Below are 13,167 nucleotides of genomic sequence, written 5' to 3'. Positions count from 1 at the left end.
TGAAAAGGTTTCTTCTATCATGATCTCTTAGGAGATTTTCATGAAGATTATTTTCACTCTGCTTTCCCTTTTTTCGTCTCTGACCTTTGCTCAGGATTATCGCAAAGAGATTCAGCCCATTTTTGATAACCGCTGTATTGCCTGCCACAGTTGCCTCAACGGCCCTTGCCAGGTGAACCTGCAGAACTATGATAACTTTTCGCGTGGAGCTCACCATCAAAATGTCTACGAAGGCACTCGCATCGACAGCGTTGCTCCAACTCGTCCGGGAATTGATGGAAAAACACTTATCGACTGGAGAAAGCTTGGCTTCTTCGACACCAACACATCACGCGATTTGGATGAAAACCTTTTTTATCTCTTTTTAGGGACAAAACCTCTTACACAAAGAGACTTGCCACTCAACACTGTTGAAGAAAGTGTGGCGTGTATCGACAATACAAAAAACTTAAAGGCCCTATTTGCTGAAAGCCTCAATATCAAAATGCCTTACGCTCTTCAGCCGATTAGCGAAAAAGAACGCATGACTTTAGGAAGCTGGCTCGCCAACGGCGCTCCCGGACCAAAACCTCTCAAAGCGCCTAAAGAAACACAATCCCAGGTTCGGGAGTGGGAAAATTTCTTTAACCAGAAATCCGAAAAAGAAAAACTGGTGAGCCGTTATTTATACGAACACCTTTTTCTTGCTCATATTTATTTCCCGGAGAAGCCAACTGACTTCTATCGCCTGGTGCGATCTGAGACGAAATGCGATCAAGGAATTTCTGAAATTGCCACTAGAAGGGCCAACGACACGCCGGGGATGAAGGAGTTCTTCTACTGCCTCAAACACCAAGACCTGACGATTGTGGCAAAAACGCATATGCCTTTTTCTTTCACTCCAAAAGTGATGGAGAGATTTAAGCAGCTCTTCTTCTCTACGAAATGGGAAGTTAATAAAAAAGCTGAGGAAGAGAAATACACCTCGGAAGCGGCAGAAAACCCTTTTATCGCTTTCTTTGATATTCCGGTAAAGGCCCGTTATCAATTTTTATTGGACAATGCCCACTACATCATAAGCACTTTCATCAAAGGGCCGGTTTGTAACGGAAGCAATGCCGTTAACTCAATTCAGGAACAATTTTACGTCATGTTTATTAGTCCCGACTCAGACAATATGGTTCTCTCCAGAGAATTTGAGGCCAAGGCCCGCGACCTTCTCATTCTTCCTGGTGTATGGGGCAGTGACATTAAACTCGCAGACACCTGGGGGCTGACAAAAAAAATTGTCGAGCACCGCGAGGGCTATCGAAATCTTCGCGCCTTGGAAACAAAGAAAAACCATCCTCACGGGTACGCTCTCGGCGATTTGTGGGATGGAGATGGCCACAATAACAACGCTGCTTTGACGGTTCTAAGACACAACGACAACGCTGTGGTCATCAAAGGATTTAAAGGTGATTTGCCTAAAACTCTTTTCTTCTTAGACTATGCTTTAATGGAAAGACTGGTTTATAACCTGGTAGTGAATTTTGACGTTTATGGAAACATCTCTCACCAGATGCTTACGCGCATTTATATGGACTTAATTCGCATGGAGGCCGAGGAAATGTTTCTTTCTTTTCTTCCACCTCAATCGCGCATGTCTTATCGCAAAGAATGGTATAAAGGATTTCTAGCGGAAGCGAAGCTAAAGTACGTCTTCCCTCTTCTTGATACAAAAACGCCGACACAGGTAAAATATAAAAATCCTAAGCACGCTAAAAGCGAATTCGTCGAACAAGTTCTTTATGGTTATTTAAAAGACGAAGTTAAAGGGCCTGGCGATTTTATCAACTGGAAAAACGTCAAGCTCCCTATGGAAGAAGCTAAAAAAGGTCCGCTAACCACAGCGGCCGCTCACTTAAGAGACATTGCGGCCGTAAGGCCAAAAGGAAAATTCCGTTTCCCAACTTTCTTCCCTGAGGATGCTTACCTGATTGTCACAAAAGAAAACAAAGAAGTTGAAGTCTTTACCGTGATGAAAAACCGCGAACACGAAAACATTTCATGGATTCTGGGTGAGTCGCTAAGACTCGCGCCTAAAGAGGACACACTGACAATTCTTTCTGGTTTTTACAGCTATTACCCGAATCAATTTTTCAAAGTAAAGGAAGCTGACCTGGTGAATTTCAAGAATCAAGTCTTAAAGATCAGCAACATCAATGACTATAAAGAGCTGAAGAAAAAGTATGCTGTCTCTCGAGTGGCACCTGATTTCTGGGAAACTTATGACCTATTAAACGCAGTTTATAGAAAGGATTTTCCAATTGAGGCCGGCCACCTGGATCTGACTCGTTATGTGATGGAGTAACCAGACAACAATAACCAGGCAAAAATAACTAGATAAGAATTCCTCTGATACCAATCACAACAAAAATCACTCCCATGATAAGAGCAAAAAGATCACTGGGAGTGATTTCAGATTTTCTGAACATTTCAAAATAAACATCGGCCTTCTTACCTTCAACAAAATACGCGTCCACTAAATACGTTCCTAAAAGAACTGTCAGAGCGCTGTTAAATAAGAGACTGTGGAATTTATACCCAGGAAGCTCCAGGTACCAGTTGAGAACAATGAGACCAAAGTGCAGGACGATGAGGATTAAAGAAAAAGAGAGCTTTTCTTTTTTTGAGACTCCTCTTCTGAGTTTGATTCTTCTAAAAAAAAGAAACATTGCCAGGAAAAAGAGTCCCAAAAAAATCTTAAAGAGCCCAAAAAGAAGAATGCCTTCGTTGGTGCTTACTCCCACTCGATTGTCCCTGGTGGTTTTGAAGTGATGTCGTAGACCACTCTGGTGATCCCCTTCACTTCATTGGTGATTCGGCGAGAGACCGTCTCTAAAAATTCGTGGGGAAAATGCGACCAGTTGGCCGTCATCCCATCACTCGAATTTACCATGCGCAGACAAATCACGTGCTCGTACGCTCGACCATCACCTTTGACTCCCACTGTTTTAATCGGAAGAAATACTGTAAAGGCCTGCCAAGTTGATTGATAAAGTTTGGCCTCAATCAGTTCTTCAAAAAGAATCTGATCTGACTCCTGCACCATGCGGATCGCTTCTGGTTCAATCGCTCCCAGGATTCTCACCCCAAGCCCAGGACCTGGGAATGGATGGCGGTAAACCCAGTCGCGCTTTAGCCCAAGAGAAAGCCCCATCTCGCGTACTTCATCTTTAAAAAGATGGCGAAGTGGCTCTAGAAGTTTTAATTTCATTCTCTCTGGAAGCCCTCCCACATTGTGGTGAGACTTAATCGTCACCGACTTTCCGCCATTAATGTGCGGTGAAGACTCGATAACGTCCGGGTAAAGAGTTCCCTGAAGCAGGTATTCAAAATGAATCTTGTGATTTTTTTCGTACTCGTGAACTTTCTTTTCAAAGATCTCGATAAACATGCGACCGATGATCTTTCTTTTTTGTTCCGGTTCATCAACGCCTTTAAGCGCGTTTAAGAAATCATCTTTTGCATCTACGATTTCAATATTGAGATTAGTGTCGCGTTTTAACTTTTGAATGTGGTTGTAGTCCTGAATTCTTAAAAGTCCGTTGTCGACAAAAAAACAATGCAGGTTATTTCCTAAAATTCTCTCTGCTAAAGTCGCAGCTACCAGTGAGTCAACTCCACCGGAAAAAGCGCACAGGACTTTTTTATCGCCGATTTCGCGGACCATTTCAAAAGCTTCTTCCAGCATCTCACTTGCGTTCCAGTCTTTAGAGAGGTTTGCGACTTTCTGGTAGAAGTAATTAAGAATCGATTTCCCGTGTTTTGAATGCTCAACTTCCGGGTGAAACTGCAGTCCCATAATGGGTTTTGACTTGTGTTTTATTCCCGAGACAAGTTTATTTGAACTCTCCATCACCACATCAAAATCTGCAGGAACACGACTCACGTGATCCGAGTGACTCATCCACACGCTCATTTTCCCCGGAGTGCCGGCAATTTTAAATTGGTTCGTGAAATGAATGTCGGCGTGTCCGTACTCACCGATAATTCCTTTTTCAACAACTCCGCCGAAGAATTTCCCCAGGAGTTGCATCCCATAACAAATCCCCAGGACGGGAAGATCTTTATGTTCAAAAATAAAGCTGTAGTCGTATGGGTCTTCAAAAACCGATTGAGGCCCACCTGAGAGCACCAGGCATTTAGGAAGATGACCTTCCTTAAATCGCTTGTGGCATTCTTCCAGTGCGATAATCTCGCTGGAGTACCCAAGCTCTCTGGTCTTTCTGGTAATTAATTGAGTGTACTGAGAACCAAAGTCCACAATCCAGATGATCTTTTCAAAATTTTTCATATCTCGTTAACTCAACCTGTAGTTTGGCGCTTCCTTAGTCACAAAGACATCATGTGGATGGCTTTCTTTTAACGAAGCATTCGAAATCGTAATAAACTCTGCCTTCTCAAAAAGTTCTGCAAGATTTTTTGCTCCTACATAACCCATTCCCGAACGCAGACCTCCCACTAACTGGAAGATGTTGGTTGAAAGAGATCCTCTGTATGGCACTTGCCCTTCAATTCCTTCCGGTACAAGTTTGCCCATATCTTCTACCGCTCCTTGTCCGTAGCGGTCTTTTGATCCTAATGTCATCGCTCCCAATGATCCCATCCCGCGGTACACTTTATAAGCGCGCCCTTGGTATAAAACCATTTCTCCCGGAGCTTCATCAGTTCCAGCAAAAAGAGACCCGATCATCACTGAGTTGGCCCCAGCGGCGAGAGCTTTCACCACATCACCTGAGAGTTTAATCCCTCCATCGGCGATCACTGGAATGCCTGCTTTTCTACAGAACTCTGCACATTCTAAAACAGCAGAGAATTGCGGAACACCAATACCGGCAACAACACGAGTGGTACAAATTGACCCAGGGCCAATCCCTACTTTGACTCCGTCAACACCGGCGGCAATCAGGTCTTTACAAGCTTGAGCAGTCGCGACGTTTCCGGCAACCACGTCTACTTGTGGAAATGTTTTCTTTAAAAGTTTAACCATCTCTAAAACACCTTTAGAGTGTCCGTGAGCGGTATCTACAACCAGAGCATCAACGTGAGCTTCCACTAAAATCTTAGCGCGCTCAAACTCTTTTTCTCCTACACCAATGGCAGCGGCCACACGCAGGCGTCCGAATGAATCCTTATTGGCATTAGGGAACGTGATGGTCTTTAAAATATCCTTAACAGTGATAAGACCATAAACTGATCCATCAGCTCCCACGAGTGGAAGTTTTTCAATGCGGTGTTTGTGTAAAAGTTTTTTTGCTTCATCAATTGAAACTTTCGGATCTGCTGTGACGAGTTTTTCTTTTTTCGTCATAACATCTTTAACTTTCTGATTGAAATTTGACTCTAACTGCAGGTCGCGGTTAGTAAGAATCCCGGCGATTTTTTTGTTCTTATCAACAACCAGAACCCCGGTGATTTTCTTTTGTCTTTTTAAGTCCATCACGTAACTAAGAGTCGTGTCTTCATCTACGCTTACTGGATTTAAAATCATCCCGGCTTCAAACTTTTTTACTTTCTCTACTTCTTCCGCCTGACGGTAGGCCGTCATGTTTTTATGGATAACACCAATTCCACCTTCTTCAGCTAAAACAATAGCAGAAGGAGCTTCGGTGACTGTGTCCATAGCTGCGGAAACGATAGGAATGTTCAGGGTAATGTTGCGGGAGAATCTGCTTTCGGTACTTGTTTCTGAAGGCAAGTTTTCAGAATAGGCAGGTTTAATGAGAACGTCGTCGTAAGTAAGTGCAAGTTGTTCTTTGACTTTAGTCATACTGCTTCCTCTTTTTTCAAAAAAAAAGCAGATCTAAGAATTAAACCTACTCAACAAGCTAGAGCTTGTTGAGCTGGTCAATTAATTTATCGCTTTCTTTATAATGTGGTGTAGTTGGAATTGTATTCATGTTTTCCGTAGGAACGGCCTGGTCTACAACTGTTTCAGAAACTGATTCCGGAACAGAAGCCGGCGCTCTCTTACTTGTAACAACATTTTTGTCTACAGAAGGTATATCATAGATTGCTGTCGTTGCACTAGTCTCCGATCCCTGTAATCCGTAAATTTTTACAACTAATTTATTAGCTACTGGTGTCGATGTTACTGTTTTTGATTTAGCTTCTTTTTTAACAGGTGCTGTCACTACCTCATGCGCAGGTTTTTTCATGTTCATGATTTCAGCTTTGTACTCTTTTTCAAGTTCGGCCGCTTCTTTTTTACCATGAGACTCTGCACCGTGGTGTTCAGACACTGAAGCGATCGTTCTTTTTGCCGGAGCGTGAGCTTCACCGTGACTTTCTTCCTGGCCTTTAAAAATCTCTGCTGATTTTTTGTCCATTGGACCAACACCCGGGAAAAGAGAAACAAGCTCCCCGTATGTTTTTGCTCCTACTGGAGTTGGGTCGCGTGGCATTCCTTCTTCAAAAGCCTGATCAACAAAAGAGAAGTTTCCTTCTGCCACTGTCAGGTTAAGTGCCGGTTGTCTTAGGTTCGAAAATTTCATCAGCCCGTTGATAACCATCAGCTGAGTTTTTCCTTTAGCAGAATCGTAAGAGAAGATCGCTTCTCCCCCCTGGTAATTAACAGTCGCATTGGCCGATGTTAATTTAGCGTCGTCCATTTTATTGAGCGACTGAACCCAAAGGTCCCCACTTCTTAATTCAACATTGTTTGGAGAGACAGCTACCGACGTTGCACTTCCCATAAAAAATCTATGGTCAGCGTTGTCAGTGAAAGTCACTTGCCCGGTGTGTTCGACAACGATTTCAGAATTAGCGTAGATCACTTCGCCTTTTTTGATTTCGTGAGTTTCACCGTTATAAGAAATAAACCCTGCTCCTTTAATGTCAACGATACGTCCGAACTGAACGGCCGCTGCAAAAGAAAGAGTCGGGATAAAAGCAATGACTGCTACTAATAATTTATTCATTGGTTTTCTCTTCAATTTTTTCATAGTATGAGCTTAGAATTTTCCACTCATTTGTGTTTCTGTATTTCTTTCTGAATTCTTCAACAGTCGCAAAGAACTTCGCTTTATCACCCATCTTCATATGAGTCAGGGCAACCCAAAGTTTTGCGCTTCTAAAATATTGTGACGTTGGGTATTTGTTCATCAGCGCCCCAAAGTGCTTAAGCGTCCACTCGTGGTGCTCGCCCGATTCGTACGCAGAGATCCCTGCTTTAAAATAGAACTCGTCATCAAGGTGCTTGAAGTCCGGGTAGTAGTTCACTAGTGAGGTGTAGAACTGCGCTGCTTTTTCAAAGTTTTTTGCTTTGAATTCTTTATCAGCAATCTTCACCATATCATCAGCAGACCACTTGTATGTTTTCCACTCTACTAAGTCTTTTTTAACTTCAAATGAACCAGGTTTTACACTGGCAATCGCGCGCGATGGAGCCGCACTATGACTTCCACCATGTCCACCATGAACAGGAGCTTCTCCATGAGAGTTACTTGCTAGTGACTCTTCCGCATGTCCGCCTTTATTGGAAAAGGCCTTGTCTTGTTTTAATTTTTGAATATCAAACTCAAGCCTCTTCACCTCTGCACGAAGCTCTCTATTTTCTTTGGCCAGCTTAAGTGCAACGTTTTCGTACTTATTAATCAAAGCGGCCTTGTGCTCAATCTTTTTCATCTCCCCTTCAAAGCTACAAGATGTAACCAGAGGAATGATCAAACATGATGCTAAAAGTGTATTTTTCATAAGTTTCTTCCAAAAAGGCCATAAAGGTTGGCAGTTCTCCTTATGATTTTCGGAAGATAATGAAAAAAATTTAACCAAAAATGAGAGGCGGAATTATTTTGAATTAAATGAACTAAATAAGTCGATTAACCGATCAATCCCGTCAACAAAAAGGGCCGGCCCTGGTTGAAGAAAAATCTCGGGTTCTAGTTCAAAGATGGCATTATTTTTAACGGCGCTTACATTAATAAGCTCGGAACGGTTTTTGATACTTTCGATATCGACCTTTTTCCCACACCATGAAGCCAGGATAATATCGGGGTCATGGGAAGCGACTTCGGCATTAGTGACAAATCGCTCAGAGGCCTTCACCCCTTCAAGTGATTTTGCTTCAAAGATATCGACTCCACCACAAAGGCTGACAAGTTCGCTAAACCAACGGATCCCACAGATTTGAGGTTCATCCCACTCTTCAAGGTACACCTTCGGGCGCTTCTTTAATGTCTTGGCAAAAGCACGCCCCATGGCCATCTTCTCTTCCAGAGTCTTTAAATAAGCTTCGGTTTTTGCTCCTTCGCCCACCATGTGCCCCAAGGTCCACATGTAACGAAAGATCTCCTCTAATGAGCGTTGGTTAGAAATATAAACATCAATTCCTTCAGCAATCAGCTCGCGGGCAATGTCTTTTTGAATGTCGGAAAAACCAATCACCAGGTCAGGCTTAATTTTTTGAATCTTTTTTAAATTGGCGTGAGTAAAAGCAGAAATCACTGGATGCTGTTTTACTTCTGCTGGTCTTTTGGCATAGACAGAAACGCCGGCGATTAAATCACTTCTTCCAATAGCATGAAGAAATTCCACCGACTCTTCGGTCATACAAATAAGGCGTTCGGGATTATACCTAAAGTTACTCATAGCTAGGAAGTTTGACCACAAAATCCGTCATCTCACCGACTCGCTGATACTTAAGCTCTCCTTCGTGGGCCTCAACTAGTCCCTTAGAAATAGAAAGCCCAAGGCCTGTGCCTTTGCCGTATTTTTTAGTCGTGAAAAAGGATTCAAAAATTTTATTTTGCAGCTCCAGAGGAACTCCAGGGCCACTGTCTTTAATATGAATCTCAACCCATTTATCATTAGTAAAGGCTTCAACCTGAATCACTTTCATTTCTGCGTGCTCAAGCGCATCGATGGCGTTGTTCATTAAATTAATCAACACCTGGGTAATATATGAAGGGTAACAGATCACTTTTGTATTAGGTGTAATCTTTAAATCAAAAGTAATCCCCGATTGAACAATGCGGTCTGAGCCCAGAAGAACAATCCCACGGATAAGCTCATCGGCGCTCACCGACACCATCTGATCCCCGTGCCCTTGTCTGGCAAAAGTACTGATCCCTTTAACAATCTGAGAAAGCCTCAAAATTGTTCCTTCTACATCTTCAATAATTTGATCACACTTATCCAGGTCCAGTTCGTCGTGAGAAAATAAATTTCTGATCTGATGAAGTTTTCCCTGAATCGTAAAAAGGGGGTTATTAATATCATGGGCCAGGTTTGAGGCCATTTGTCCCAGCGATTGAAACTTAGCACTCTCAAGCAACAGCCCCTTTTGTTTAGAAAGCTCCTCTTTAAGGAGTTCATTGAGCTGAATAAAAAAGAATGACAGAAGTGATGCTGAAACAAGAACGAAAGCTAAGTAAAAAAGAAAAATACTTTTAAAGTTCCCCACATACTGCATTGGTGCAAAAAAACGGTCGTGAAAAACAGTAAAAAGAACCGCGAGAATAATCATGTTGATGAAAAAACAAATCGTCCCATAAAGCGGTTTAAAATAAAAAGCCGACATAAGAGAAATTGGAATCAGCCAAATCAGACCGAAGAACCCCATCCCATGTGGAGAAAAAGCACTTAAGTAAATGGCCGAGTAAAGAATGGCGATTTGAATCCCCGCTCCGATATTTAAAGAAGCTTCAAAATTGGTGTCTCTGGTTTTGAGAAAAACGACTAGGGATACAAGAGAAATAAGACTAAAGAGAATCCCGATACGCACAAAAAGGTTAATGTGCAGGATATTGGCACCCAGGAAAAACAAGGCCATGATCACAATGCCCAGAATTCCTGCCGCAACGATAGAACGGGCCCTAAAGAGCGTCGTAATGTCGACTTGGTCACTTACATGTTCCGGTAAGAAGAAATCAAGCAAAAGATAGAATTTCTTTAACATCGCTACCCATTGTTTACGCGCTTTTATACTACAAACAGTATGCGAAATGAGGCTCAGTTTGTAAACTCTTTGTAAGGATATTGTTACCAAGAGTTAACAATGAGAAAGCTTGTTTTTGCCCCCTGCCGGGAGTAAAATTCTTAAGGATCTTTAAAGATTGGACCGTTTACTTTTTAAGGGTATTTTATATGCGTTTGACCATTCTCTTTCTTTTGATGACTCTTTCTACTTTTGCCTTTGGTGCTGATGAATCGGTTCCAGCAAAACCTGTGAAATTTGGGATTCAGTCTTTTAAAAAAGACAGCGATGAATACCTGGCCCTCAATTTTGAGAACTACCAGAAGTGGCACACGTACTGGAAAAATCCAGGTGACGCAGGACTTGCCATTAAAAATGTTTTCACGGTCAACGGCAAAGAAGTTAAGTTTGAAGAAATGGAATGGCCAGCGCCAAGACGTTTTATTGAACCAGGAAATCTTTGGGCCTATGGATACGAAGACAATTACACTCTATTTTTTAAAGTCTCTAAAGCAGATTTTAACAAATACAGCGGTAAAAGCATTCAGCTAAAATCTACATGGCTGGTTTGTAAACATATCTGTGTTCCCGGGCAACAGGTCACTGATTTTAAAATCGCTCCGGGAAAATTGACAACGACAACCACTGATCTTCTTGCCTCTCTGGACTCTACTGTTTTAACTGAAAGATTTGACCTTCTACCAAAAACTGCCGTCATCCCTGATTACTTAAAAATTAAACTTTCTAAAGGCAGCAAACCAGGTACGTTAGTTCTTACTTACACAGTAGATAAAACAACTGAAGTAAGCTTTCTACAAAATACGAACTTAATGTATGCGTTCCCGCAAATCCCTTTTGATGTAAAACATGAAAACCTTATGGTTGAAAAAGCGAGCTTAAAAGGAATCACTGAAATTGCTTGGGATGGAGAATACCAGGACCCACCACAACTACTACCAGCTGATGGGAAATTTAAAAAGCCTTACACTCTTCGCTTCCTGTTTAATGACCCGATTCAAAGAAAAGCTTTTATCGTTGATAAAAAGTTTTCAAGCTTTGAGCTATCAGAAGTGACGGTCGCAGAAAAAGCTGAAGGTGCTCCGCCAATTGACGTGGGAGGAACTGCCTCTCCTGCGGGGTCAGCCAGGGTTATCGTCGATGCTAGCACCAGTTCAAACTCACTAATTTATTATCTTGCCCTGGCCTTTGTCGGCGGGCTTATTTTAAACATCATGCCGTGTGTTCTTCCGGTTATTTCTATCAAGCTCTTCGGGCTGGTGAAATACAAGAATGAATCACACAAGATGATTTTAAAACATAACTTCTTCTACACGCTGGGGATTCTTTTTACTTTTGCTGTCCTGGCCACTGTCGTTCTTTCACTAAAATCGATTGGCTCACAAGTGGGCTGGGGATTTCAACTGCAATCTCCTACTTTTGTCGCCATCATGGTGATTGCGCTTTTCATTTTTGCTTTAAACCTTTTTGGGATGTTTGAATTCAAAACTCCCGGGGGATCAAAGCTCGGTGGAATGCAACTCAACGAAGGCCTTACAGGAGATTTTTTAAGTGGTGTGCTTGCCACGGTTTTATCCACTCCGTGTTCTGCTCCTTTTTTAGGAACGGCCCTGACGTTCGCTTTTAGCTCTCCCCCAATGGAAATTTACCTGATCTTTTTAATGATCGGACTTGGGCTTGCTTTCCCATTTGTCTTGACGGCGATTTACCCGGCGCTTGTGTCTTTTATTCCCAAGCCGGGCAACTGGATGAACACAGTCAAAAAGCTTCTGGGTGTCACTCTTATCCTGACAGCTATCTGGCTGCTTGATGTTTACAACGCTCTTGTTGATGGCTCTTCTCACTTGATTAAACTGGGAACGATCCTGGTTTTTGTCTTTGTTGGTTTTATGCTTTCAAAGAAAAAAGAAAGATGGATTGCAGGTGCTAGTTTTCTGGCCGCCCTTGGACTTTTTGTCAACATCGCTACGACGACAATGGTGACGAGCACTGAAGCTCAAACCGCACTTATCCGCGACAAACAAGCTAAAGGCCTAGACTGGCAGCCATGGTCAGAAAAGGCCATGGACGATTTGAAGGCCAGCGGACAAGTCGTCTTTATCGATTTCACTGCGAAGTGGTGCTTTACTTGTAAAGTAAATGAAAAGCTGGTTTTAGAAACCGAGAAATTTAAAAGTTTCGTGACCCAAAACGATGTAAAGCTTCTTATCGGTGACTGGACAAAAAGAGATGAAATCATCGGCAGCTTCTTAAGAAAAAATGGAATGGTGGGCGTCCCTGCTTATTTCGTGCAGAAAAAAGATGGGACACTGGTCAATCTTGGTGAAACAGTAACGATTGAAAGAATTAAAGAGCACCTGAATTAAAAAGTTTGAGCGCAAGCTCTTCGATAAGTTTTTTGTCCCACAAATCTTCTAAAAAGTTTTGTGGGATGCCTTCTACTCCGTAATACGCCCCTGCTAACTGCCCAAAAACCGCCGCCGTCGTATCGGTATCATCACCTAAATTCACTGCAAGCTTTACGCCTTCATCGAAGCTTTTTGAATGATAAAAACACCACATGGCCCCTTCTAAACAAAGAAGCGCGTCTCCTTTTCCTGAGACTTCTTCATAACTTTTAGAAAAATCAAAAGAGGCATTCTTAAAGATCCCTTCTTTCGTTTCTCCCTTAAGCGCACGGTGAATGTAGAGAGATAAATCTTCGCAGGCCTTAATGCAGTTTAAAGGTGCGTGAGTGACTTTAGAACTAAGCCCTGCATACTTGATGGTGTCTTCTAAATTTTTAAAATAAAAAAGCGGCACAGGAGCAAGTCTCATCAACGATCCGTTAGTCGCTGGATCATCTACCGAGCCCGCATAAATATCTTTATTTTCTTCGTATCTTAAAAGGGCCGCTTTTGTCGTGTTGCCGATATCAAAACAGTGACCGGTGCAGCTCATATAACCTTCGCGAAACCATCTGATATAGCGCTCGATCTGATCGTAAGGATCAAAGCCATTTTTCTCCACCAAACTCGTCCCTAAACAAAGAGCAAGAGATGTGTCGTCAGTCCACTGTCCTTTTTTCAAATTAAAAGGTCCACCCGCCTGCATTTCCTCTACTGGAGGAAAACTTCCGCGGGCCTTAAACTCCACCGGAGCTCCCAGGGCGTCTCCAACAGCGAGTCCTAATAATGATCCTAAAAAGCGCGACTGTAATGTGGTCATAT

10 protein-coding genes are annotated in these 13,167 nt (G+C 42.5%); 2 read left to right on the top strand and 8 right to left on the bottom strand.

Features of this window, described 5'->3' with window-relative positions; genetic code table 11:
- The first annotated feature begins 40 nt into the window (after nt 1–40).
- Nucleotides 41–2,332 (top strand): fatty acid cis/trans isomerase, encoded by a 2,292-nt coding sequence (locus tag AC6JA8_RS07150; protein ID WP_497976446.1) that lies wholly within the window; start codon nt 41–43, stop codon nt 2,330–2,332.
- A 28-nt stretch (nt 2,333–2,360) separates the two neighbouring features.
- Here the strand turns inward: AC6JA8_RS07150 and AC6JA8_RS07145 are convergent, their stop codons facing one another.
- The 7 genes from AC6JA8_RS07145 to AC6JA8_RS07115 form a co-directional block, all read right to left on the bottom strand.
- Nucleotides 2,361–2,771: a hypothetical protein gene (locus AC6JA8_RS07145; RefSeq protein WP_497976445.1), complete on the bottom strand. Its 411-nt coding sequence runs from the start codon at nt 2,769–2,771 to the stop codon at nt 2,361–2,363.
- Complete coding sequence (gene guaA / locus AC6JA8_RS07140; protein ID WP_497976444.1) at nt 2,762–4,318, bottom strand: glutamine-hydrolyzing GMP synthase; 1,557 nt, start codon at nt 4,316–4,318, stop codon at nt 2,762–2,764. The genes AC6JA8_RS07145 and guaA overlap by 10 nt, the downstream gene beginning before the upstream one ends.
- Before the next feature lie 6 nt (nt 4,319–4,324).
- Nucleotides 4,325–5,794 (bottom strand): IMP dehydrogenase, encoded by a 1,470-nt coding sequence (gene guaB / locus AC6JA8_RS07135; protein WP_497976443.1) that lies wholly within the window; start codon nt 5,792–5,794, stop codon nt 4,325–4,327.
- 58 nt (nt 5,795–5,852) lie between these two features.
- Nucleotides 5,853–6,944, bottom strand: a complete 1,092-nt coding sequence (locus AC6JA8_RS07130; RefSeq protein WP_497976442.1) for a hypothetical protein — start codon at nt 6,942–6,944, stop codon at nt 5,853–5,855.
- Complete coding sequence (locus tag AC6JA8_RS07125; protein WP_497976441.1) at nt 6,937–7,719, bottom strand: tetratricopeptide repeat protein; 783 nt, start codon at nt 7,717–7,719, stop codon at nt 6,937–6,939. The genes AC6JA8_RS07130 and AC6JA8_RS07125 overlap by 8 nt, the downstream gene beginning before the upstream one ends.
- 93 nt (nt 7,720–7,812) lie before the next feature.
- A complete protein-coding gene (locus AC6JA8_RS07120; protein WP_497976440.1) occupies nt 7,813–8,574 on the bottom strand; it encodes an ABC transporter substrate-binding protein in 762 nt (253 codons plus the stop codon).
- A 31-nt stretch (nt 8,575–8,605) separates the two neighbouring features.
- Nucleotides 8,606–9,922, bottom strand: a complete 1,317-nt coding sequence (locus AC6JA8_RS07115) for a sensor histidine kinase (RefSeq protein WP_497976439.1) — start codon at nt 9,920–9,922, stop codon at nt 8,606–8,608.
- A 188-nt stretch (nt 9,923–10,110) separates the two neighbouring features.
- Between AC6JA8_RS07115 and AC6JA8_RS07110 the strand changes: the two genes are divergently transcribed.
- Complete coding sequence (locus tag AC6JA8_RS07110) at nt 10,111–12,324, top strand: protein-disulfide reductase DsbD family protein (RefSeq protein ID WP_497976438.1); 2,214 nt, start codon at nt 10,111–10,113, stop codon at nt 12,322–12,324.
- Here AC6JA8_RS07110 and AC6JA8_RS07105 read toward each other — a convergent pair.
- On the bottom strand, nt 12,305–13,165 hold the full coding sequence (locus tag AC6JA8_RS07105; RefSeq protein WP_497976437.1) for an ADP-ribosylglycohydrolase family protein: 861 nt from the start codon (nt 13,163–13,165) through the stop codon (nt 12,305–12,307). The two genes, AC6JA8_RS07110 and AC6JA8_RS07105, sit on opposite strands and share 20 nt — an antisense overlap.
- Between the last annotated feature and the right edge of the window lie 2 nt (nt 13,166–13,167).

The organism is Bacteriovorax sp. HI3 (assembly GCF_059738875.1).
This window is presented reverse-complemented; position numbering and strand designations above follow the sequence as displayed.

Coding starts and splice junctions, on each gene's coding strand:
- AC6JA8_RS07150 (WP_497976446.1), top strand. CDS start 41: ATGAAGATTATTTTCACTCTGCTTTCCCTTTTTTCGTCTCTGACCTTT.
- AC6JA8_RS07105 (WP_497976437.1), bottom strand. CDS start 13,165: ATGACCACATTACAGTCGCGCTTTTTAGGATCATTATTAGGACTCGCT.
- AC6JA8_RS07120 (WP_497976440.1), bottom strand. CDS start 8,574: ATGACCGAAGAGTCGGTGGAATTTCTTCATGCTATTGGAAGAAGTGAT.
- guaA (WP_497976444.1), bottom strand. CDS start 4,318: ATGAAAAATTTTGAAAAGATCATCTGGATTGTGGACTTTGGTTCTCAG.
- AC6JA8_RS07130 (WP_497976442.1), bottom strand. CDS start 6,944: ATGAATAAATTATTAGTAGCAGTCATTGCTTTTATCCCGACTCTTTCT.
- AC6JA8_RS07125 (WP_497976441.1), bottom strand. CDS start 7,719: ATGAAAAATACACTTTTAGCATCATGTTTGATCATTCCTCTGGTTACA.
- AC6JA8_RS07110 (WP_497976438.1), top strand. CDS start 10,111: ATGCGTTTGACCATTCTCTTTCTTTTGATGACTCTTTCTACTTTTGCC.
- AC6JA8_RS07115 (WP_497976439.1), bottom strand. CDS start 9,922: ATGTTAAAGAAATTCTATCTTTTGCTTGATTTCTTCTTACCGGAACAT.
- guaB (WP_497976443.1), bottom strand. CDS start 5,794: ATGACTAAAGTCAAAGAACAACTTGCACTTACTTACGACGACGTTCTC.